This is a genomic window from bacterium (genome assembly GCA_030019025.1).
Classification (GTDB): Bacteria; Hydrothermota; Hydrothermia; order UBA1063; family UBA1063; genus UBA1063.
In genome coordinates this window covers 14,782-37,278 of sequence record JASEFR010000016.1, presented here as the reverse complement: position 1 = coordinate 37,278, position 22,497 = coordinate 14,782, and the positions used below count along the sequence as shown (strand labels likewise).

At 40.9% G+C, this 22,497-nt stretch carries 19 protein-coding genes; 9 read left to right on the top strand and 10 right to left on the bottom strand.

From position 1 onward, the window contains the following. Window positions 1-210 (bottom strand): hypothetical protein (locus tag QMD82_05405; protein MDI6851355.1); only part of this gene is annotated, 210 nt, incomplete at its 3' end. A 52-nt stretch (window positions 211-262) separates the two neighbouring features. On the opposite strand from QMD82_05405, the gene QMD82_05400 reads away from it, so the two are divergent. Together QMD82_05400 and QMD82_05395 are read left to right on the top strand one after the other, a co-directional pair. Continuing rightward, complete coding sequence (locus tag QMD82_05400) at window positions 263-1,117, top strand: glycosyltransferase family 2 protein (GenBank protein ID MDI6851354.1); 855 nt, start codon at window positions 263-265, stop codon at window positions 1,115-1,117. Continuing rightward, a complete protein-coding gene (locus tag QMD82_05395; protein ID MDI6851353.1) occupies window positions 1,111-2,505 on the top strand; it encodes an exopolysaccharide biosynthesis polyprenyl glycosylphosphotransferase in 1,395 nt (464 codons plus the stop codon). The genes QMD82_05400 and QMD82_05395 overlap by 7 nt, the downstream gene beginning before the upstream one ends. Here QMD82_05395 and QMD82_05390 read toward each other — a convergent pair. Beyond that, window positions 2,499-5,711, bottom strand: a complete 3,213-nt coding sequence (locus QMD82_05390) for a diguanylate cyclase (protein ID MDI6851352.1) — start codon at window positions 5,709-5,711, stop codon at window positions 2,499-2,501. The genes QMD82_05395 and QMD82_05390 overlap by 7 nt on opposite strands. Before the next feature lie 87 nt (window positions 5,712-5,798). Here QMD82_05390 and QMD82_05385 point away from each other — a divergent pair, with 87 nt between their 5' ends. Together QMD82_05385 and QMD82_05380 are read left to right on the top strand one after the other, a co-directional pair. After that, window positions 5,799-6,356, top strand: coding sequence for an SIS domain-containing protein (locus QMD82_05385; protein MDI6851351.1), 558 nt, complete (start codon window positions 5,799-5,801; stop codon window positions 6,354-6,356). A gap of 2 nt (window positions 6,357-6,358) precedes the next feature. Continuing rightward, window positions 6,359-7,312 carry an OmpH family outer membrane protein gene (locus QMD82_05380; GenBank protein MDI6851350.1) on the top strand — a complete coding sequence of 318 codons (954 nt, stop codon included), beginning with the start codon at window positions 6,359-6,361 and terminating at the stop codon, window positions 7,310-7,312. On the opposite strand, the gene QMD82_05375 is transcribed toward QMD82_05380, so the two are convergent. From QMD82_05375 to QMD82_05360, 4 genes are all read right to left on the bottom strand, one after another. Continuing rightward, window positions 7,302-7,925 (bottom strand): ComF family protein, encoded by a 624-nt coding sequence (locus tag QMD82_05375; GenBank protein MDI6851349.1) that lies wholly within the window; start codon window positions 7,923-7,925, stop codon window positions 7,302-7,304. The genes QMD82_05380 and QMD82_05375 overlap by 11 nt on opposite strands. Window positions 7,926-7,934: 9 nt before the next feature. After that, window positions 7,935-8,708 carry a prolipoprotein diacylglyceryl transferase gene (gene lgt / locus QMD82_05370; protein ID MDI6851348.1) on the bottom strand — a complete coding sequence of 258 codons (774 nt, stop codon included), beginning with the start codon at window positions 8,706-8,708 and terminating at the stop codon, window positions 7,935-7,937. Between the two features lie 85 nt (window positions 8,709-8,793). Continuing rightward, the gene (locus QMD82_05365; GenBank protein ID MDI6851347.1) at window positions 8,794-9,009 is read right to left on the bottom strand and encodes a cold-shock protein; all 216 of its coding nucleotides are present in this window, start codon (window positions 9,007-9,009) and stop codon (window positions 8,794-8,796) included. A 71-nt stretch (window positions 9,010-9,080) separates the two neighbouring features. After that, on the bottom strand, window positions 9,081-9,704 hold the full coding sequence (locus QMD82_05360; GenBank protein ID MDI6851346.1) for a V-type ATP synthase subunit D: 624 nt from the start codon (window positions 9,702-9,704) through the stop codon (window positions 9,081-9,083). Between the two features lie 106 nt (window positions 9,705-9,810). On the opposite strand from QMD82_05360, the gene QMD82_05355 reads away from it, so the two are divergent. Further along, the gene (locus QMD82_05355) at window positions 9,811-11,964 is read left to right on the top strand and encodes a PAS domain S-box protein (GenBank protein MDI6851345.1); all 2,154 of its coding nucleotides are present in this window, start codon (window positions 9,811-9,813) and stop codon (window positions 11,962-11,964) included. A gap of 252 nt (window positions 11,965-12,216) precedes the next feature. After that, on the top strand, window positions 12,217-12,672 hold the full coding sequence (locus tag QMD82_05350) for an Hsp20/alpha crystallin family protein (protein ID MDI6851344.1): 456 nt from the start codon (window positions 12,217-12,219) through the stop codon (window positions 12,670-12,672). Window positions 12,673-12,936: 264 nt separating this feature from the next. Here QMD82_05350 and QMD82_05345 read toward each other — a convergent pair whose 3' ends face one another. The 4 genes from QMD82_05345 to lptE all read right to left on the bottom strand — a co-directional run bounded on the left by QMD82_05345 (window position 12,937) and on the right by lptE (window position 19,896). After that, entirely contained in the window at window positions 12,937-14,184 is a 1,248-nt protein-coding gene (locus QMD82_05345) for a M20/M25/M40 family metallo-hydrolase (GenBank protein MDI6851343.1), read from the bottom strand. A gap of 157 nt (window positions 14,185-14,341) precedes the next feature. Then, a complete protein-coding gene (locus QMD82_05340; GenBank protein ID MDI6851342.1) occupies window positions 14,342-17,944 on the bottom strand; it encodes a FlgD immunoglobulin-like domain containing protein in 3,603 nt (1,200 codons plus the stop codon). A gap of 127 nt (window positions 17,945-18,071) precedes the next feature. After that, complete coding sequence (gene rlmD, locus QMD82_05335; protein MDI6851341.1) at window positions 18,072-19,373, bottom strand: 23S rRNA (uracil(1939)-C(5))-methyltransferase RlmD; 1,302 nt, start codon at window positions 19,371-19,373, stop codon at window positions 18,072-18,074. A gap of 34 nt (window positions 19,374-19,407) precedes the next feature. Further along, the gene (gene lptE, locus QMD82_05330) at window positions 19,408-19,896 is read right to left on the bottom strand and encodes an LPS assembly lipoprotein LptE (protein MDI6851340.1); all 489 of its coding nucleotides are present in this window, start codon (window positions 19,894-19,896) and stop codon (window positions 19,408-19,410) included. A 119-nt stretch (window positions 19,897-20,015) separates the two neighbouring features. Here lptE and QMD82_05325 point away from each other — a divergent pair, with 119 nt between their 5' ends. The 3 genes from QMD82_05325 to QMD82_05315 are packed head-to-tail and all read left to right on the top strand — an operon-like array spanning window position 20,016 to window position 22,458. Further along, a complete protein-coding gene (locus tag QMD82_05325; GenBank protein MDI6851339.1) occupies window positions 20,016-20,921 on the top strand; it encodes a hypothetical protein in 906 nt (301 codons plus the stop codon). A 48-nt stretch (window positions 20,922-20,969) separates the two neighbouring features. Beyond that, on the top strand, window positions 20,970-21,515 hold the full coding sequence (locus tag QMD82_05320) for a LemA family protein (GenBank protein ID MDI6851338.1): 546 nt from the start codon (window positions 20,970-20,972) through the stop codon (window positions 21,513-21,515). 13 nt (window positions 21,516-21,528) lie between these two features. After that, on the top strand, window positions 21,529-22,458 hold the full coding sequence (locus QMD82_05315) for a M48 family metallopeptidase (protein ID MDI6851337.1): 930 nt from the start codon (window positions 21,529-21,531) through the stop codon (window positions 22,456-22,458). The last annotated feature ends 39 nt before the right edge of the window (window positions 22,459-22,497 follow it).

Sequence of the window (22,497 nt, the reverse complement as noted above, 5' to 3'; positions counted from 1 at the left end):
AAGGGCAAAGGCTTCTGGCAATATGTTAAACGGGTCCTCTCCATCACGAATTCGTTTTTCGAATTCCTCTGTCTTCTTGATCAAGTCTTCATCTTTTAGAGAATGGTAAGTCTCGTAAATTCCATTGATTTTCTCAACAATGGGCCAAAGTTTCTTTATTTCTCGCTCGTTCCTCGAGCCGATCAATTTTTCAACCAAAAATTTAAACATAATCTCACTCCGTTGTAATTATAAACCCACTGGTGTAAAATTTAAAGGAACAATGATCTCCGCAATAATCGTAAACTACCGAGCCGGGAAAATACTAATCCATTGTTTGAACTCCATAAAAGACCAAGTAGATGAGATAATAGTTGTCAATCACAGTCCCGGTGAGGATCTATTCCCAATCATTCAAAAATTTCCTAATACTAAAATTATTAACAGGCCCAATAAAGGTTATGCCTCGGGTTGTAATTTGGGTGCAAAGATGGCCAGCGGCGATCTTCTACTTTTCATGAACCCAGACACAATGGCGTTTCCCGATACTGTAAATATTTTAATAGAAACCACAAAAAAATACCACTCCGCTACCGCCCCAAAATTTTTAAACCCTGACTTCACCTTCCAGCCTTCAACCAGGATGTTTCCCTCTATTAAGCATATTCTTGTAAGCAGAACTTCACCTCTCCGAGTTTTTTTAAAAAATTCTAAGATGGAAAAGGAGTATTTCGGATATAGTCTTAAAAAACAAGAAGAACCCATACCCCTTAAAGAATGTTTTCCCCTTGGTGGCTTTTTCGTGGTGCCTCGGTCCATTTTTGAAAGTCTTGAAGGATTTGACGAACGCTTTTTCCTCTTCTTTGAAGATGCGGACTTTTTCAAAAGGTTGCTAAAATCAGGATATTCTATAATCTATGACCCAAGAGCCAGAATTATTCACTTCCACGGATTTTCAAGAAAAAATTCAGCCTTTAAATCGGAGTTTCACAAGCTCCGTTCTTTTTTTCTTTACACAATTAAGCACTCCCAAAGCCAATTTGAAAAAATTCTTGTTCTTCTCCTTACCCTTACCTATGGCTTGATTGTAGCCTTCCGTTATTTTATAAATATTCCAATAAAGGAAAGCCAATGGTAAGATTCAAAAGAGGAACGACGAGAGTAATCTCCAAGATGATTTTGGTGCTTCTGGATCTCTTTCTAATCGCTACTTCATTTTATGTGGGCTATTATATTAGAGTTAACCTGATAGGCAGTACCAAGTATACTTTGCCTCCTGCCTTGCCCATTGCTCACTATTCAAAATACTTCCTCGCACTTTTTATTATATGGATAGTCACTTTTTACTATGAAGGTTTATACACAAAATATTTTTCACGAAGCGAAGAGTTTCTTAAGATAGCCAAAGGTGCTACAATTGCTGCAGCTTTCTCAGCGCTTCTCCTCTATACCATAAAAGTAGAGCCTTCCTTTTCAAGACTTGCCTTCTTAATCGCATACATTTTGAGCATTTTTCTCCTCTGGTTTGGAAGAATCGTTGCAAAAAGAATTCTTTATGAAGTAGGACTTCTAAAAGACACAGCTCTATTTTGGGGAGATTCCGTTGAGCTGGAATGGTTCAAAAGGACCATAGAAAAAGAGAAAAATAGTGGTATCGAAGTCATAGGGCATATTAAAAACGGATCCGCAGAAAAAGTCAAACAGATTATTTTAGAGAAAGAGCCAAACCTCTTGATTGTAGGTGGTGTCCCTCTCGGTGAGGTTAAAAAGGTGGAAAACTTAGCCTGGGAAAAGGGTGTTGAAATACTAATCAATGCCTTCAACCACACATTGAACCCTCTGGAACTGGAAATTGTTGAATTTTTTGGTTTTAAAAGTTTGAGACTAAAATACAATCTTTTAATTCCAAGAAATGCCAAACTCAAAAGATTACTGGACCTTCTTGTAACAATACCGCTCCTTATTATCCTTCTCCCTATAATTGCCCTCATTTCTGTAGTTATTTTGACCACATCTAAAGGGCCGGTAATTTTCATACAAGCAAGGCTGGGAAAAGACGGGAAGCTAATCAAAATATATAAGTTTCGCACTATGTACACAAACTCCGATGAAATTCTCCAGGAATTTCTCAAGGAACATCCAGAAATGAGGCGAGAATTCGAAAAATATAGGAAAATTGTAAGTATGAAAGACCCAAGAGTCACACCCATAGGTAAAATCCTGAGAAAAACAAGCTTGGATGAACTCCCCCAACTCTTTAACGTAATAAAAGGTGATATGAGCCTTGTAGGGCCAAGGCCTTATTTACCTGAAGAGTTAGCAATCATAGAGGATGTTAAGGACATTATTTTCAGCGTTAAACCAGGCCTCACTGGCCTGTGGCAGGTTTCAGGAAGAAACGCCCTCACCTTTGAAGAAAGGATCATGCTTGATCTTTACTATGTTAAGAACTGGAATATATTCCTGGATCTTGCAATTTTCATAAAAACGATTTTGGAAATTTTCAAAGGCGAAGGAGCTTATTGAATGTTCTCAACTTCCTCTTTTAAATAGGGAAGAAACTGCAAATCTTCTAAAAACTCATACCTTTTGTATAAATCTTCCAGTTTATCTAAAATCTTTAATGCGGAGTTTTTCTTTTTTGTCAAAATGAAAAACTCAAGCAAACCTTCAAAATAAGAAACGATGTAGTCCGGGTCCTTCACCGATCTTGCCTTTGCCTCCTCGTAGGCAGAACGAAGGGCATAACCAGCTCCCATTCTATCGCCTCTTAAAGCACGGTATTCAGCCAACGCGAAATTAAACCAGAATTTGTAATTCTGGAACCTTTTCTCGCTAAGATGGGGACGAAGTTCTTCCAGAATTTGGCCTGCTTTATCCAGGTCACCCTTCCACAGGTATAATTCTGCCCCTACAAGCAAACTAACAAACTTACCCGTATCAAGTTCTTTCTTTTCCAGCAACTTTTCAAGCTGTTTGTAATACTCTTCAGCTTTATCATAATCCTTATATCCATCCTTATAGAGCCTTACAAAATTTCTGGTGACCATAATTATGTGTTCAACGGAATTTATCTCTTTTGCAATCTCCAAAGCCCTACGGTAAAAAACCTCAGCCTCGCTAAACTTAAACGTAAGCCTTAAGACAGAACCAATGTTGTTGAGGGCAAGGCACATGCTATCCTTACTGCCTATGAGATTGGCCTCATGGTAAGCACTCTGGAAGTTCCCCATGGCCTCTTCATATTTTCTGCTGCTAAGATAGTACATTCCGATATCAATGTAAGCTGTAATTACTCCCCCTTTATATCCTATCTGCTTATAAATCTCTCTGGCTTTCTCATAATATTCAATGGCTTTTTGCATATCTCCAAGATCGTGGTAAACAATGGCAATATCTATGTAACTGGCCCCCAGCCCCTTAAAGTCATTTATGCTCTCCCTGATTTCGATCGCCTTCTCATAGTAAGAGATAGCATCTTGAGGGGAAGAAATCTCTGCATGAAGAACACCAAGGACATTATAAAGAGTCCCTTCCCAATACTTTGACAGGTGATTCTTATTAATCAGAGCCTGTTCAAGAACTACTCTCGCATCTTCATAGTGACCAAGCCTTATCAATATCCATCCTTTCTCAATATAATACTTGTAGAGAGGGACCTCGGCAGCCTGCCCCTCTTGTAAACCATTCTTGTTCTTCGCTTCTTGTGGAAAAGCCAGTTCAATGGCCTTATCTATATATTTAAGAGCTTCGCTGTATAGGCCCTGTTCAGCCAAAACATCTGAGAGTCTTGAATAAAACTCAGCGTCTATTAAGTCAGGAAACTTCTGTCGTACTTCTTCCAAAAATTCCTTGGCATATCTCAGTTCACCCTTAATCATCAAGCATTCTGCAAAATCAAGGGCTCCTTTCACATATTTTTGCCCATCCTTTTCATATTCAAAATAGTACAGCCAGAATTTCTTTGCTTCTTCATAAGCAAATTGAGACATTGCCCTTTTGGCTACTATCGGAGCATACTGCAATATCTTCTCTACATCCCCACCCCGATAAGCATGATAAGTTATAAGCTCCTCTGCATTGGCAATAGAGCCCTTATGTTGTTCTATCCATCTGGCGATTTTTTGGTGATAAAATCTTCTCTTACTTTGAGAGATATTCTGGAGAATAAGCTCCCTTATTATATCTTCTTTAAATGCAAAGGTATCTGGCCCACTTTCCTCAAGAATGCCCTTTTTGATGGCCTTCTCTATAGAATCATAAATTTCTCCCATATCCATTTCGAGAACGCCTTCAATGATAGATGGTGAAAACTCGTGTCCGATGCAAGAAGCCACTTCCAGAACCTTATCGCCCTCCAATTCTTGAACCCTTTTTCTCATTATGTGCTGAATACTCTGGGGTACTGAAATCTTTTCAACCTCTTTGAGGATCCAGCGCTTCCCATCGTATAAAAGATTCCCCTTTTCATACAGTTCTTTGATGAGCTCCTCAATGAAGAACGGATTCCCACCTGATTTGGTATACAGGAACCTCACCACTTCTTCGTCTGCCTCTTCCTGAAGAATGGCAGAGATAAATTCCGATGCCGCCGAATACTCAAATGGTTTGAGGTCCAAAACAAAAATAAATCTTTCACGCAGTGCCTGTGAAACAAAGTTTTCTACGTAATCGTGGGAGTGATCCTCCGTTCTGAACGTAGCAAAGAATTTAACATCAGCAGGGGAGTTTCTAATCACATAGTATAAAAGTTCCATAGAAGACCGGTCCGCCCATTGCAGGTCATCAATGTAAATCAAGACCTTCTTGTGTACCGCAAAATGCTTAAAGAACTTTAATATCGAATCATAAAGTTTGTACTTATCTATATCCTTCACGTTAAAGCTTTCCCCTGCCTCTGGAAAAATGGAGTAGAAGGCCCTCATCTCAAATTGATCGAAACTCGCCAAAGCCTCCTTTGTCTCTATCTTATAATTGTCATAGCAGTATTTTACCAGGTCCTTCAAAAGACTAAAGGGAACTTCCGAAAGGGCACCATAGGCCACCCCCATGAAATAATAAACCCCCTCAATTCTTTTTAGGGTGTCTTTAACCAGTCGTGTTTTACCTATCCCAGCTCCTCCACGAACGATAACCAGTTTCTGGTCCTGGTTTACCAGATTTATAAGGGTACGCTTTTCTTCGATTCTATCGACGAATTGAGATGTCGGTATTATTGGGACTGCTTCTACTTCCTCAACCCAAGCAATGCGACCCTTTCCTCTCCTCTTTGCCCTATAAAGAGCTATATCTGCCTTATTAAAGAGTTCCTGCCAAGTTTTACCATCTCTCGGATACTCAGCAACCCCCATGCTTAGGGAAATATTCCTGCCAGCAATTTTTTGTGAATTCACGCTGTTAAGGATTTTTTCTGCAACGTATTTGGCATCTTCAAAGCCTGTATTGGGCAAGTAAATAATAAACTCATCTCCACCGTATCTTATGAGGATGTCCGACTCTCGAAGGGAACTCATTACAAATTGGGAAAGTTCTTTTAGAACCTTGTCGCCTTCCAGATGCCCGTAAAGGTCATTTATTTCTTTGAAGTTATCAATGTCAAACAGAATTATTGAAAAATTTGTACGGTATCTCTGGGCTCTTCTAATCTCAAAGTCACTAAAAGTGCTGAGAAACTTTCGATTTCGTGCCCCAGTAAGTTCGTCTATATACTGGTCAATTTTCTCCTGAATCATTTAGATAATTTTAAAATTCCTCTACTGTTCTGTCAAACTTTTAAGCTACCCTTTCTCAGTGCAGGGAAAAAGCCTTAAAATAATTAAGTGAGAAAGCGATTCGAGGAAATTCTCAGAATCATTGAATTGCTTGCTGAGAGGGAAGGTGATAAAATTAAAAATTCGGCAGAAATAATTTACAATGCTCTTAAAAACGGCAAAAAAGTTATATGGTGTGGAAACGGTGGTAGCGCTGCTCAGGCAATGCATTTTAATACAGAGTTGATTGTGAAGTATAAAAATCCGAGAGGTTCTCTTCCTTCAATCGCCTTAACATCCGACACCTCTGTTATAACCGCAACAGCGAATGACTTTGGGTTTAACGAAATATTCTCAAGGCAGATTGAAGGGTTGGGAAACGAGGGTGACGTACTTGTGGCCATCTCTACCTCTGGAAGCTCAACGAACGTAATTAAAGCGATTAAAACCGCTAAGGCAAAAAAAATGGCCGTTATTTTTTTAACGGGAGATAACTTCACTGAAGTTGAAGAGGAAGTGGACGTCGTTATCCACGTCCCCTCCCGAAGTACTCCAATCATTCAGGAGTGCCATCAGATAGTAGGTCATATAATAATAGAGGAACTGGAGAAAAAACTGGAGGTTTGAAAGTGCTGAAGAAATTTAGCATTGCTTTATTTTTAATAAGCATTACCCCACTCCTTCACAGTAAGGATTTGTCCATCGCTACCGTTGACATGAACCGCATTTTCAATGAATATACCGAATTCCAAGAAGCCAAAAGAGAACTGGACAGATTCGTTCTGGAATGGGAAAGGCAGAGAGACAGCCTAAAACAATACATTGATTCCCTTAAAAATCTACTGGAAATAGAAAAGCCAGGACTTACTGAGAAAGGCAAACAAAAAAGGGAACTGGAAATTCAAAAAGCCCAGGAGGCTTATTCCAGTTTCGTAAAAAGCATATGGGGAGACAACGGCCTCTTCTATAAGAAATCTTCTGAACTTTTAGAGCCCTATTATAGAAAGATACAGGAAACCATTAAAAATGTTGCCACTGCTAATGGTATCGATCTTGTCCTGAACAACAACTCAAAAGTTGTTCTTTATGTTTCAAACTCTCAAGACCTTACTGAACAAGTTTTGCAGGAATTAAACAAAACTTACGCCCAACAAACACCTTCAGGAGGAAAAAGATACAGAATTGCAATCTTCCCCTTGATGGAAGCGGAACCTGGTGCCCAGAAGTTACAACTCGGGTCTCGCCTCCAAAAGTCCATTTACCAGGGAATTACTGGAAATGTTTTATTCGATATCATTCCCAATGACCAGGTTAACAAAGAAATATCGAGAGGCAACCTAACCAACGACAAGCTATTCCCCGAAACCTGCCAGCAAATAGCCCTCAGCCTGAATGCGGATTACTTCGTATGCGGAACCGTGGAAACATCAGGTGAAAATGTCCAATTCGTATACCAGCTCTATAAAACTGTGACAGGAGAAAAATTGCAGGAAATAACCGGTTCCGCAGTAAATCCGAGAGAAAGTCTTGATGTGGAATCCTTGCAGAAGGCACGACTCTTATCACAGCAATTCAAACCTTAGAGGCAATAACAAAACCATCAACTCGAGAAGGAAAATTCCTAAAAGCCTTTGCTAGATTTTCAATTGTCGCACCCGTGGTGTAGACATCATCTATTAAGAGAATCTTCTTACCTTCAAATCTCTCTGGATGTTTTACATAAAAAGCCCCAGAGAGATTCTGAAGACGCTCATTTCTCGTTAAGTTAGCCTGCTGAACGGTGTACTTTATCCTTTTAATCCCCCTTTTCATGAGGGGGATACTATACTCTTTCGATAGCCTTTCTGCTATCAGTTCACTCTGGTTGAACCCCCTTTCCCTAAACCTTACAGGATGAAGGGGAACGGGGACAATAAAATCGTAACTAAGCGAAAATCCTGATAAATAGGGGGAGAAATAACGGGCAACCTCTTTTCTTTTCCCATATTTGAACTCTTCAATTAGTTTTTGCACCTCATCCCGGTATTCAAAGACTATGTAAATCCGAGAAAGGTGGTCCGAGTCAGGAAAAAAGATTTTATCAATCCTTTTTTTCTCAAATCTCTTCCTGCAATCTTCACAAAGAATACCTTTAGAAGGCTTTCCGCAGACATAGCAAAAAGAAGGGAAAATCGCCTCTAAAAGAAATTTAAACACCTTAAAAGGCTAATTGCTTGCAGTTTTTTTACGCAAAACAAAATACAAAACAAGAGAAACAAGCATTATCGCAATAGATATCCACTGATTTACCGTTAGGAAATAGACATTTTCAGGTTCGTAATATCTTGTAAAATCAACGAGAAACCTTATAAAAGAGGCAAAGAACAGATAGACCAGGAAAATAAAACCATCAAAGGGCTTCTTTTGCTCAAGTTTAAGCAAAATGAAAAATAAAATCAGGTTTGCAAAGGATTCATAAAGCTGGGAGGGATGAATATGAAGGGAATCCATAACTTCATAGGCTGGTGAGCCAGGAGGAAATACCACAGCCCAAGGAAGACTCGTCTCTTTACCAAAACAACACCCATTGAAAAAGCATCCCCACCTTCCAAAGAACATACCGAGGGCAAGGGCCTCAGAGGCAAAATCTGCTATAGGCCAAAAGGGAAGGTGCCTTTTGTTTCTCACAAGATAAACAATGCCAGTAATGAGGGCAAAAAGGAATCCGCCGAAAAAAACGGCTCCACCTTCCCAAAATTTGATTATCTCTGACGGATGTTCTTTAAAGTAAGGAATATGATACAGAACGTAAAAGGCTCTTGAACCCACTATTGCTGAAAGGGCAACCCAGAAGCCAAAATCCCAAATCCTCTCCGTGCTAACACCCAAAATCTTGGCTCTTTTAGCAACGTAGCCAATTCCAACGATAAAACCTATTAATACGAGCAAGCCCCAGGTACGAATCTCAAGGGGACCTATCCTGAAGAGAATTGGATGCATATATTACCTCCTTGATTTGGGCTTATTATAAAATAAAAAAGGGGGAACTAAAAGTTCCCCCTTTTATTTTCGGGCTACAAGGCTTTTACGCCTTTTCTACGTGAACAGCTTTGGGTCCTTTATTGGTCCTTTCCACATCGAACTTCACGCGCTGCCCCTCTTCCAGTGTCTTGTATCCCTCTCCTTCTATGTCGGAGAAGTGGACAAACACATCACCAGATCCATCCTCAAGCTGGATGAATCCGTAGCCTTTCCGCGAGTCAAACCATTTGACCCGCCCGTACTTCTTGGTGTTACCCATTTGAAACAACCTCCGTTAAATTGTTTATTAAGAGTATGCTAATTATGCTACCTAAGGGGGGGCGTGTCAAGTTAATGTGCCCTGACAATATCTTTTATCTTCATTAGGCGAGTGATATCTGACCTTTCCATTTCGGAAAGTTTCATGGAAATGAACTTAATCGTTGCCTCAAGCTCGGGAATAAGTATGTACTCCAGTGCATTTACCCTTCTTCTTGTCTTTTCTACTTCAATAGCTAAAAGCTCAAGATTTTTCTCCTTTTCGGCAAGTTCAATCAGATCCTTGTACGTTTTCATGAGAGATTCAAGAGACACATCGAGCTCCGGAGAAGTTCCTGCAAAGCCGTAACTCAAAAAACTACCTTCAATATGTGCCTTAAAAGTAGGGACAACAACGGTCATTATTTTCTTTTCACCTATCTCAACACCTGAAGAAACGGAGGGTACAAGGAAAAGCTCTTCTACCTCTTCTGGCTCCATAAAAGCCCTTGCAAGGACAAATCTTTTTACCGATTCGGACAATTCTTCCTCTACTTTCTTTCTCAATTCCTTAAGTCCCTCAAGGAACTCAAAGAGAATCCTGACCAGTTCATCCTGTTTATCTTTGAGGAGTTTGTGACCTTTGCGCGCAATAGCAATGCGCCTTTTGAGCCTTAAGAGTTCCATCCGTGTCGGACTGGCACTAATAAGTGGCATGTTATGATTATAAACGAAAACTTATATATTTCAAAGCACCGTAATAGTTAAGCTATATTAAGCCTTGACGGTGCGAAGTTGAAATCTTAAAATTACGCTTAGAAAAATGTTTAAACATAGTGATTTAACTTCAGCAATTTCTATCCTTCAGAATCCAAGGCCAGAAAGTTTTTTCAATTTTCTTCAAAACACTTGTAGAAATCTTAATTTTGATTCAGCTGTTATATACTGGGAGACGGGAACTCCTGAAGAACTTCACTATTTCGCCGGTATTTACAAAGGAAAACCCCTAAAAGAACTCCCCGTAAGGTTTCCTGTTCTGGATTTACGCCACTTGGGAAAATATCTCTTTAAAGACTCTCAGAACAAAATTCTTGAAATTGAACGGGAGCAAATTCCTGATGAACAGTGCAAGCAATTTCTCCAAACTCACAACATTAAAAAAATCTTTCTTGCTCCTATACTTACACCAAATTTAAATTACTCCTTACTTATCTTCGGGTCCGAGTCGAAAAGATCTTTGGAGCCTGAAGAAATAGAATCTCTAAGGACCTATGTGTCGATGTTTGCAATTCTCTTAGACATATACCAAACTAAGTGGGTTTACAATGTAGTGAAAAACAACATTAGAGAACACATAATAATACAGGACCTCAATCACAGGATATTAGAAGCCAACAGAGCGGCGTCTCTCTCCTTAGGCATTGAAAATCCCAGCGAATTAAAAGGAAAACTCTGCTATCAGCTTTGGCATCAGAGAAATACCCCTTGTCCCTTCTGCCCCCTTGAGAAAACAAGAGCAACGCTGAAACCAGAAGAAAATGAGGTTAGGACTCCAGACGGTCGGTGGTATTTTATTAGGTCTAATCCCATTTTCAATGAAGCAGGCGAACTTACAGGTTTTGTCGAGCTAACTCTTGAAATTACGGAAAAGAAAAAGGCTGAGCAGGAAGCAGAGCGTTTCCAGAAAATAGTAAAGAACCTTTTTGATCAGACTCTTGTGGGAGTCGTCATTTCGGACTACGATGGTAATATTCTCGAAGCCAACGATAAAAGGGCAAGGATGCTCGGATACGAAAAAGAAGAACTCTTAAAAATGAAATGGACAGACTACACCCATCCAGATGATGTCGGGAAACTTCTGGAAAAACTTCGTGCTCTTAAGGTTGGGCAAATTAAAAACTTCACTGAAGATGTAAGATGCATCAAAAAAGATGGAAAAACCATCTGGCAGAGACTTTTCGTAACGCCTCTTAAAATTGACGACGAAAGCTTGCTGATCACCACCGTAATGGATATCACAGACGACATCTCACTAAGAGAAGAACTCCAAAAGTTGCTTGCCGAAAGAACCCTTATTTTGAATACAATTCCACAAAAGATTTACAAAGTTACTAAAAACGGGGACGCAATTCCGATTACTTCCACGTCGGAAAAGGGAATAAAATTAGGCAATCTTATAGGGAAAACTCCTGAGGAGGCAAAAGAATTAATACAGACCGTTCTCTCCAAGGGGGAACCATCAAAAATTATTCATCTCAGAAAACAAGAAACAGGAAAGAAATATCTATCAACCACCTTTTTAAAACTCGACAATGACACGATACTCTCCGTTGAAAATGACGTAACGGAAATAAAGATGCAGCAAATTGAAGCACTAAAACAGAGGAACAGACTGATAACACTCACAGAAGGTATTATAAAAACTCTGTCTTATATAGTGGAACTTAAAGAGCCTTATACTGCAGGCCATCAGTCGAGGGTCGCCGAAATTGCCTACATAGTCGGGAAAGAAATGGGACTTGAAGAGGAGAGACTAAGAGCAATAAGATACGCAGGGCTTTTACACGATATTGGCAAAATTATCATCCCCATAGAGGTTCTCAATAAACCCTCAAAATTAACGGAATCAGAGTTTAATCTTATAAAGCAACATCCAACTTTCAGTTACGAAATTCTTAAAAACATTGAATTTGAAGGTCCCGTAGCCGAAATTGCTTTCCAACATCATGAAAGAATCAATGGAAGTGGCTATCCACGAGGGCTCAAAGATGATGAAATACTGTTGGAAGCAAGGATTATAGCCTGTGCTGACGTTTATGAGGCTATGACCTCCCACAGACCTTACAGACCTGCCCTCTCTCCCGAAGAGGCACTGAAAGAGCTTAAAGAAAAGGCAGGTATCCTTTACGACCCGGAAGTTGTTAGAATAATGGAAAAACTTTACTTGGAAGGTAAGTTGCCAAAATCAAGCTCATAGATTAAGTAACCTTCTTTAAACGATAATTCAAATTAAATCTACTCCTTTTAGAGCAAAAATCCTTTATGCCACTCAGTACTGTGATAATAAAGGACACATCACAAGTATTTAATAGTAAACAGCAGCCTGAAAGGAACATCTGAGTGTCTCCTATCCCTTGTCTTTCAAGGGATCCAGCCCACTTGACCGTTCAAATAACCTGCCTATTATATAAATGGTAACAAATCAAAAACTTAAAAAGGAGGTGAGAGTATGGTAAGAGATCTCATGAGATGGGATCCTTTTAGAGAAATTGCTTCCTTAAGGGAGGAAGTTGATAGACTTTTTGACACCTTCTTCGGTAGACAGGCGGAAAAAATGATCCGTGAAAGAGAGGCTTTCTGGGTTCCAGCAGTGGATATTGAGGAGACCGAAAATGAATTCATTGTGAAAGCTGAACTTCCCGGTCTCAAAAAAGATGAAGTGAAGCTCTCCATCACCGAGGACACCCTGACCATTAGCGGTGAGAGGAAGATGGAGAAGGAGGAGAAGGGAAAAACCTACCACCGCATTGAGATGAACTACGGTAAGTTTGAGAGGACGGTGAGGTTCCCAACAGAGGTTGTTCCTGATAAGGCGAAGGCCTCCTACAAAGACGGTATCCTCACCATTACCGTTCCAAAGAGCGAAAAAGCTAAGAGTAAAGAGATAGAAATAGAAATTGAATAACACTAATCAAGTATCTCTCTAACCTGGGCGCCCCTTCGGGCGCCCAGGTTTTTTAACTTAAAAATTTTTTAAACACTCTTTTCAGCAAAAATTCAATCTATATGCTCCAATTTTCTCATGCATTTCCAAATAACGCAGACGGTTGGTGAGGATTCACCATTTATTTTTACCCATCCATACGCAAAATATTTAAACCCTACGCTCCAAGCAGCTCTCTCAAAATTTACCGCCGTTTTTAACTTCTAAACCAAAAAATTTTTTGGCTTACTTTTCCCACCTAACTTCTACCTTCTTCCCCTGCATCTTCTTGAAGTAATCTTCTATTTTTCCCTTCAAATCACCGCTAATTCTCCTTTCAAGAGGGAAAATCACACTGTTATCCAGTCTTTCAACAATGCTCAAAGTCATTTCGATAACAGGCGCTAAGCCGCTCGCCCCTGTGTAGGAAAACCGGTCATTGTGAGAATGGATATAAAAACTTCCTTTTCCACCAAAACGAGCGAGGTTTATAGAAGGCACTCCATAAAGGGCAAAAGGCATGGAGTCGCTGGAATAGATATCAAGCCTTGTTTTAAAGGGAATCCCTTTTTCTTTTGAGAGAATTGAAACGAAATTCAACGTATCTTTTTCGGAAATGCACATTGCTCCATTTTCGCCGATGGGGTCACCAGCCACATCAAGGTTAATAACCATTTTAATCTTTTTCAATTCATCTTTAATCTCTTCAACATAGGCCTGGCTCCCTAAGAGTCCTAATTCTTCGCCGGAAAACCAAACAAACCTAAGGGTCCTCTTTGGCTTCCTCCGAGAAAAATGCTTTGCAAGGGCAAGTAAAATAGCGCTTCCCCCTGCGTTATCCGTTGCTCCGGGGGAGATAGCCACAGAATCATAATGTCCGCAGAGTAGGATGATCTCATCAGGCTTCTTACTCCCCTTTATCTCGGTAATTATATTGACAGCAGTCCCTTTATAATATTCAGTGCTTCCTTGAATCTTCACCCTTTCACCTTCTGCTTCCTTCAATTTCAGCCCCGTATCATACTCTACCACAAGGGCGGGAATCACTTTGCCCTCTTCAACAAACCTCTGAGATATGGAGGAGAAGGAAAAACCTCTTTCAGGTGGTGAGATAGAAATCAAACCTTTTACTCCCTTTTCAATGAGCCTTTCGTAACTTTCTCCCCTTACCCTCCCATAGGTTACAACAATTTTTCCTTTCACGTCCTGAGACAGATAATCCAAGTCCTCCACGTAGGTTATCTCACCTTCTTCATCAAAGGGTTTCGTATTACCGTAAGGTATAGCCTTAAACAACCTGTTTTTCAAAGTGATCCTGCCGTCACCAGATCTGAAGGTCCAAAGCGAAAAGGAATGTTCCGATACCGGAACTCCAAGTTTGGAGAGTTCCTCTACGATGATTTCCCTGGCTTTTTCCTCACCTTCACTTCCGGCAAGCCGGGGAAAAGAGATTTCCCTTAAAATTCTGTAAGCATAATTGGTAAGGCTTCTCATAGTGTAAATTATAAAACAAAAAGGCGGTATTGAATTTTGCTGAGATAAAGCCTTTTAAGAAAATTCCGCACTACCCAAATGTTAAGGTAAAAACCCTTATAAAAAACCACCCCCTCCCTGACGGGAGGGGGTGGTGGAAAGTCCAAATTAGCTTGCGCTACTTCGTCAGAATTACTCTCGCACTGAAGCTCTTCTTCGGGGTCTCCATCTTAACGATGTAGACACCAGAGCCTACTTTCGAGCCTCTTCCGTCGGTTCCATTCCATCTCACAGTGTAGTAACCCGCATCTTTCCTTCCCTTCACGAGGGTGGCAACTTTCTGACCAGCCACAGAGTAGACCGAAATCTCTATGTCAGTCCTCTCGGGTAATGCATAGGCGAATTCAATTGCCCTCGAACCGATGTTGGAGCCTTTGATGTTGAAGGCATACATTGTCGGCTTCTGGTCCGTTACCGAAGTCACAAGGAAGGAAATGTAACCGGTCTCTGGATACCTGGTTGCGTTGTACCAAGGAGAATTGTCAAGGGCAACAAAGTAGAGATCCACATTATCTCCAACGTTAAGCCCGGGGATGGTGTAATAGTAGGTCGAACCAGAAATGCTATCATTCACAGTAGCAACAAACTCACCACCATTTATGGAGTAGTAGAGAGTATCAGCGTATATTCCCGATGGATCCATAATATCAACACTCAACCAGATATCACCAACGCCTCCACTATCATAGTCAAAGGCAGAAAATTCAGGCCCCACAAAATCTGTTGTTATGCTTGCCTCGCCACCATATGTCATCGTATCTGGAGAGACATAATCCATCCTCAAAATGTAATAGTAAGTATTATCCGTTACGAGATCAAAATCATCGTAAGTATTCCCTGTAGAAATTCCTATGGAATCATAAGGACCACCAGAAGTTGTTGACCTTAGGACCGTGTAGTTCTGGATATACTTAACATCAACACTTCTTTCTTCCTTAAGTACGATTTGCGGTAGTTCAATTCTCTTCAAATTGCTTTCTTTAGAGAGCTTAGTCCTTACAAAGCTTCCGGCGTAAGCTTTGCTCTGAGGCAGATAGGTTACAGCGCTACTCACGATCCAGTCGTAACCAACCCAGTACCAATTTCCGCTGGCTGCTTCATAGTAGAGACTTCTGTTGGTATTAGAACCAGCATCACACAACGGATAGGGTTGGTCATTGACGGTCCATTCAAAGCCAACATGGTACTCTCCATTAACAATGATATTTTTGTCAGCAAGATTGAGTACCAAATAAGTCGGATAAACTGGAACTGTAATAAGGGTATCAAACAATACATTTCCTGGTATACCATTGTTATCATCGTAAATTCTAAGGTGCATATCTGCTGATGTCTGGAAGAATAGTGCAACTACACTGTCTATCCGTGCTGGGGTGTATTGGGGCGTAAATCTCACAGACATTATGTCACCAGCAGCAATACCCGAGAAGTAATAAGTAGGACCGCCGTCGTATACCAGGCTCTGTCTCGGGCTCGCCCAGGAGAGTCTAACACCCTTCTGAGGCTCACTAATTGGCGTAAGTGTCGGGGTTCCGGGAGTAAAGGCGTAGAGCTTCCACCATGCCCCCTGAGTCATCCAGGAGTTACCGTTTGCATCTTCAACGTATATGTAGCCATCGTAAACGGTCCCCTGAGGTGCACCCGGAATTACAACGGTAATAGTATCAGTACCTGGTTCAAAATCGGACTCATATTCTGCAACAACCGAATCGTTGATTACTGCATAGGCATGGACATAGAATGGTGATATATCACTGACCACAAAGATAACAGTATCAGAAGTAGTATCGTATGTATCCTCAGTGCCTCTAATCATCTCAACCATTGGCGGAGTGGTATCAGGCTCGTAAGTAACGGAAAAATCATCTATATTCCAATAATACTCGTCATATGCACCATAATGGAAAGCTATTCTGAAATATTCAGAAGTTCCAACCTGCGAAACTATGTAAGACGTGATGTCCAAAGAGACATTACCAGAATTATCAGCATTGGAATATCTCGTTATCTCTGTCCACGTTACTCCATCATCAAACGAGATTAACACCTGACCAGAATCCTGGCGTGAAGTAGAATAGTCATTGTAGTAGTGCCAGAAATTTAAAGTATAGGTTCCATATCCCATTATCCTCAATCTTGGCGATATAAGCCAGTCGTCGTGATTTTCAGTTGGTGAATAGTGAACACTTGCAACAGTTCTACTTGACGATACATACCTGTGCCAGTCATTGTTGTTAACGGTAGGAGGCGCCTCATCACCACCGTCAATGATCTTCCAGCCACCATATGGAGGATTAGTTGAATTTGACCAATCTTCATCAAAATTTTCCGCATAGGGCAGGTCCTGGGCATAGGGCCACACATGCACCGTTACTGACGCCGTGTCGTTTCGAACAGTATCCCCCGTAAGCCTAACTCCAGCGTAAACAGTTATTTCACCCGTATCTGGTAGGATAAGGGGGGTTGTAAAAGTATACTCTTGAGTAGCTCCAGCTATTAAATTACCAGTCCAGGTTTCCCAGACAGTATCTGCACCGCCAAGAGTGTAAAATAGATCGATAGTCGTAATTGGTTCAAGACCACTATTTTTGAAACTAATAGTGACAAAATTGCTATCGTTTTGAATAACAGGCTTGGGTATCGAGATAGAGAGAAATTGCGCATCAGTGTCAGGAGCAGTAGGTTCTGTTGCATACACCCATAGCGAATCTATAAACATGTTGTTTCCATATCCACTCTTAGCCCTTAATGCTACGTAAAGTTCTGTTCCAACCGGAAAATCTCCTATCTCCACTTCATGAAGAAGCCACGTGGGTTCTGTTACAGAACCATCATACCGCTGGAAACCTTGAATTGTACTGAAATTCACGCCGTCAACAGAATATTCAACATAAACAGAATCGTAACTTGCAGAATACCCATTATCGTGTACCATATGAAATCTCAAGATCACCTTCCTCGGGGCGCTCAAAATAGTAATTTTTGGTGAAATAAGCCTCGCTTGCGAACCATTTGAGGCACTATAAGATCTATATACTGCCATCGCAGGTAAGTCAAGAGGAGAAACAGTTGGGTTAGTGCCTGAAGTAGTTCTTTCCCAACTGTAGCTACCTATCAAAATCTCAGAGGTCCAACCTAAGGGGAAGGGCGATTCAGAAAAAGAGGTAGCTGCAACCGTAGAGTCATCCCAGATCTCAATGTAATGCGAAATAGGACCATTGTTTGTATTATCATCATCATCACCAAGCATCAGGGAAAGGGTATCTATTCCCAAACTCCCACCAATTTGATATGGAACCTGAACAACTGAGGTATCACCGGGGTTCAGTGTTATATATACCACTACTGTTTCAGTTGGAACAAGACCATTTTCGGAGCTAACGATAAAGATTACAGAATCCTCAGCAACACTACCAGCATTTGAAATTTGGACATTTAGCGTATCATAAACCCCTACCTTTAAAAGAGGTAAAGCTCTTGAGTCAATCGAAAGAAGTGCAATGTCACCAGGACTCTTCTCGGTCATTTCCACCGAACCGGCATCTACATTCATGGCAAACACATCGGAGTTGCCCTTCTGAATGTCGAATGGAGATGCGGTAGAGCCACCATCAACCCGAAGGACATACCCTGCAGGTATTGGTGGCACATCTTCCACCTTTGCCTTCTGGGCCCAGACCATCCCCAGAAGGATAGATGCAAGGAGTATACGTTTAAGCATAAAAACCTCCTGTGTGAAAAAAGTATAATCTAAAATCCGATGTCTGTCAAGTATTCATAACATATTCTCCTGCAAACATTTGGAATAAATAGCAAAAACAAAAGATAGTGGGGTGAAATTAAAAATCTTATCTTTTCAGATAAACAAGATTCTCTACATGAAACGTCTGAGGGAACATGTCAAAGGGCTGAATGAACTCAATTTTGTAGCCTACATCCACCATTTTTTTTAAATCTCGGGCGAGGGTTGCAGGATTGCAGGAAAAGTAGAGAATGTGCGGAGGCTTTGAATTGGCAAGGAAATCTACTATACCATCGCCTACACCCCTCCGTGGAGGATCTAAAATCAAAACATCAACCTTACCCAAAGTCGGCAAAAGTCCCTCCGCATCCCCGTTTATAATCTCAACATTAGGTTTGTTATTAACAACGATATTTCTTTGGGCACAACTTACAGATTCGGGGGAAATCTCAAGGGCATAAACCTTTCTCGCAAACTTTGCTGATGCAATAGCAAAAAGACCAACCCCCGAATAGGCGTCAGCTATCACATCCACCTCCCCGATTCCCTGCATAACACCATCAAGGGCATCCACCATCTTCTCCGCAATCCAAGTGTTTACCTGGAAAAAAGAGGTTGCAGAAATAACAAAAGTGTAATTTTTTATCTTTTCGTGGTACAGACTGGTTCCTACGAGGGTCCTATTTTCCCTGCCAAAGATAGTATTTCCCTTTTCAGGGTTGATGTTTTCCACCACCCCCAGCACGTTACGCCCCATCTTTGCTAAATCAATTGCGGTACTCTTATGGAGATACTCTCCCTTGGATACAATAACGATAAGGGTTTCCTGTGTCCTCTCTGAACCCCTTAGGGTAAAATTCCTTATAAATCCGGTATGCTTAACCTCATCATAAATGGAAAGACCCTTCTTCCCTATATAACTTTTTGCCTTTTTAAAGATCTCATTGAATTGAGGTAGGTGCAGAGGGCATTCATTTACATCTATGATGTAATGAGTATCCTGCTTGTAGAATCCCATGATCACCGAGCTGTAGGAAATCCTTTTTAGAGGGAAATGGACTTTGTTCCTGTAATTGAAAGGCCTTGGAGAAGGTACTGTATCCAGAACCTCTACTTCATTAATTCCTGCCAGGTGGCTTAGCGCATCTATTACCAATTCTTTTTTCAATTCTGGCTGATATCGGTAATCAATCATCTGCCACTGACACCCACCGCACTTTCCAAAATAGGGGCATCGGGGGACTGTCCTTAAAGGACTGGGTGTTATGACTTTCCTAATGGCACCTATCCAGTAATCCTTTTTCTTCTTCACTACCTTGATTTCCACCACGTCATCCTTAACGCCGTAAGGGACCATAACCTTTATACCCTGCCCCAGCCGTCCGAGGGACAGTCCCTCGCTAATCATTTTCTCTATATGGACAATGTAGGTTCCTGACATTTTACTGGGAAACGGAACTCAAAAATTCTTGAATAATCTTCATTCCAAGGTCTTCAGAAACCCTTTTAAGGCCATCTTCCTCCCTTTCACTATAGGCATAAGTCCCCCAAGCGGAAACCAATTTATCCTCGAGCATAACTTTCCCCTCCTTCGTTCTGGCAATTCTCAAATATCCCATAACTATGATCCGATAACTCAAAACCGTCCCATCAGGATTGTATTGGTAAGGTTCAACCTTATAGCCTGAAATAGTGAATTTAACTGTATACTCTGAATTTGCCTTAGACACAACATTAAAACGCAGATCAGAATCAAAGTTTTCTGTAACCCAGCGGGTGAAATCAATCTCAATCCCTGCTTTCTCGGAAGTGTTTTCAAAATTTTCCACATAAATATCATAGGCCTTTTCTGCTGTAAATCCTTTAAAACTGTATATACAACCCCCAAGGAGTATAACAAGAAACCACAGCACAATTGATAAGATTTTCATTTAGCGTTATTTTAAAGGATTCTCTTTGAAACACACAAATAACATACTCTCATTAAGAAGCAAACTGCGGAAAAAGAATGTTGCAGGAATTAAGTACCACCTTACGTTATAATATAACAGTGAAAAAGGTCCTCGTCCTTACATTAATTCTTGAATTTTCCCTGATTGTTATAATTCTTTTTTTGAGTGACAAATTCGACACCATAAAGACGTCCTACCGTAAATTGGGAGCCTTTTCTGGAAACTTCCCGTCATCAGAGCCAAGCTGGAGCGCAGACAAGAACTGGGAAGGATACATTTTTAAAGAAGGTTTAAGGCTGTTCTTTCATTCCCACGAAAATCCTGTTAAAAACCTGGAAGACATAAGATTCCACAATTTCAAAGGAAACAGGCTGGTCATCGATTACGCCCCCCTCGGAGACTCTGCCTTTATAGCTTTAAAACCAGCGAGGAAAGGATATGTTGTAACTTCAGTAATTGCCCTGGATACCCTCGTACTGTGGATTGATATGGTCTCAAGGGGCAGTACTCTCGATACCAAGTTCCAGTACTTCATCAGCTTTCTTGAAACCCTTAGATATAATGACAAATATGTAGCACGGTCAGAGTTTTCCCATGCCATCTCCACCTTCAGAAAAAGAATTTCGCCACTAATTATGCAGAGCAAAAAGACCTTTTTTGTCTTCATTCTTGGAATGCTCATTTTTGCAAATCTCCTCACTTTTTTACCACTTTTCTGGGGCGGTACATGTCCAAAGATTCCGGAAAGCGACTGGGAGATAATAACGCCCGGTGTAATGGTTTATGAAAAACTGCCCATGGGACAGAAATCCTACTCTGCCTGCCTTGTAAAGCGAGGAAATGAAATATTGATACTGGTCTTCCGAAAAGTCAGGAAGATTCTGAATATTGATGAGGCCAGAAATAATCTCAAATTTCGCGGAAAGACTTTGATCATAGGAGATTCTTTACGTATCGAATTGCCCGATGAGGAAACCCTTACCAGGTGGCAAACTATTTTTTAGAGCCTTGAATTTATTGAAAAAACGCCCAGATTAAACTAATATATCAATATGACATTGAAAATTGTTATTATAGCTTTTGTTTTAATTTTCCTCTTTGTCCTTTTTGCCTACAACACTCTGGTGAAATGGCGAATGAGGGTCAAAGAGGCCTTTTCTCAACTGGACGTTCAACTAAAAAGGAGACACGACCTTATTCCCAATCTCGTTGAGACGGTAAAAGGATACATGAAACACGAGAGAGAACTCCTGGAAAGGATAACAGAACTTAGAAGCAGGGCAATAAAGGCCAGTGACTTTAAGGAGAAAGGGGAAGTTGAAGGCTCACTTACTGGTAGCATTAAAAAACTCCTTGTCCTTGTGGAAAACTACCCAGACCTAAAAGCCTCAGAAAACTTCAAAATTTTGCAGGAAGAAATCACAAGCACCGAAAACCGAATTGCCTACGCAAGACAATTCTTCAACGACACTGTGAGGCACTATAACACCCTATGTCAGGTTTTCCCGACTAATATAATCGCAAATTTATTTGGTTTCAAACCTGCTGAATTTTTAGAATTTCCTGAGGAGAGGGGAACCGTCGAGATTAAATTTTAAGGGGGGTCAAAAAATGAGTGCTCTTGATTTCATGAAAATAGCCTCAAGAAATAAGAGACGAACATTTCTGTTGTTTCTTACTCTCGTTGCAATACTATACTTTATCGGGAGGTTTCTTGATCACACTTTTAATGGTGGTGGGTTTTACACCCTGCTTGCCCTCACTATTGCTCTCATTCAAAGCCTCATTTCCTACTACGTAGGAGATAAGATTGTTCTTGCTTCGGTGAGGGCAAGGGAACCAAATCTATCCGATTACGAGGAGAGACAATTCGTAAATGTCGTTCAGGAACTGAGTATAGCAGCGGGAATTCCAACTCCAAAATGCTACGTGATGGATGACCCATCACCCAATGCCTTTGCAACCGGTAGAGACCCTAAACACGCTTCCGTATGCGCTACCACTGGACTCCTTAAACTTCTAAACCGTGAAGAGCTGGAAGGCGTTATTGGTCACGAGTTATCCCATATAAAAAACAGAGATATTCTCACCATGACAATGGTGGCGGTAATGGTCGGAGCCATCGTTATTATCGCTGATCTTCTCCGATTTCAGCTATACTTCGGAGGTGCAAGGAGAAGAAGGGACAGGGAAGGTGGCGAACTTATTGCACTCCTTATACTATTCTTAATCGTTATCTTTGCCTCTATAATCGGAAGGTTAATGTCTCTTGCCATTTCGCGTGCCCGAGAATACATGGCCGACGCGGGATCCGTTGCCATAACAAGGAATCCTTTAGCCCTTGCATCAGCTCTGGAAAAAATTGCCAACTATTCAAGACCAATGCAGGTAAGCGACGCAGTATCCCATCTTTTCATAAGTGATCCCAAAAAGAGAGCAATTTCAGAAAAGGACTCTCTCTGGGCAAATCTGTGGAGCACCCATCCTCCAATTAGGAAAAGAATTGCCATCCTAAAGCAGATGGCGGGGCTTTTTGTGTAGGATGAGCCAAGAATAATGGTTTTAGAGTCACATTAGGTT

What these genes read in the sequence shown, in the direction of transcription:
- QMD82_05395 (MDI6851353.1), top strand. Translation starts at nt 1,111, where the DNA reads ATGGTAAGATTCAAAAGAGGAACGACGAGAGTAATCTCCAAGATGATT.
- QMD82_05400 (MDI6851354.1), top strand. Translation starts at nt 263, where the DNA reads ATGATCTCCGCAATAATCGTAAACTACCGAGCCGGGAAAATACTAATC.
- QMD82_05390 (MDI6851352.1), bottom strand. Translation starts at nt 5,711, where the DNA reads ATGATTCAGGAGAAAATTGACCAGTATATAGACGAACTTACTGGGGCA.
- rlmD (MDI6851341.1), bottom strand. Translation starts at nt 19,373, where the DNA reads ATGATTAGCGAGGGACTGTCCCTCGGACGGCTGGGGCAGGGTATAAAG.
- QMD82_05340 (MDI6851342.1), bottom strand. Translation starts at nt 17,944, where the DNA reads ATGCTTAAACGTATACTCCTTGCATCTATCCTTCTGGGGATGGTCTGG.
- QMD82_05320 (MDI6851338.1), top strand. Translation starts at nt 20,970, where the DNA reads ATGACATTGAAAATTGTTATTATAGCTTTTGTTTTAATTTTCCTCTTT.
- QMD82_05350 (MDI6851344.1), top strand. Translation starts at nt 12,217, where the DNA reads ATGGTAAGAGATCTCATGAGATGGGATCCTTTTAGAGAAATTGCTTCC.
- lgt (MDI6851348.1), bottom strand. Translation starts at nt 8,708, where the DNA reads ATGCATCCAATTCTCTTCAGGATAGGTCCCCTTGAGATTCGTACCTGG.
- QMD82_05345 (MDI6851343.1), bottom strand. Translation starts at nt 14,184, where the DNA reads ATGAGAAGCCTTACCAATTATGCTTACAGAATTTTAAGGGAAATCTCT.
- QMD82_05315 (MDI6851337.1), top strand. Translation starts at nt 21,529, where the DNA reads ATGAGTGCTCTTGATTTCATGAAAATAGCCTCAAGAAATAAGAGACGA.
- lptE (MDI6851340.1), bottom strand. Translation starts at nt 19,896, where the DNA reads ATGAAAATCTTATCAATTGTGCTGTGGTTTCTTGTTATACTCCTTGGG.
- QMD82_05360 (MDI6851346.1), bottom strand. Translation starts at nt 9,704, where the DNA reads ATGCCACTTATTAGTGCCAGTCCGACACGGATGGAACTCTTAAGGCTC.
- QMD82_05365 (MDI6851347.1), bottom strand. Translation starts at nt 9,009, where the DNA reads ATGGGTAACACCAAGAAGTACGGGCGGGTCAAATGGTTTGACTCGCGG.
- QMD82_05355 (MDI6851345.1), top strand. Translation starts at nt 9,811, where the DNA reads ATGTTTAAACATAGTGATTTAACTTCAGCAATTTCTATCCTTCAGAAT.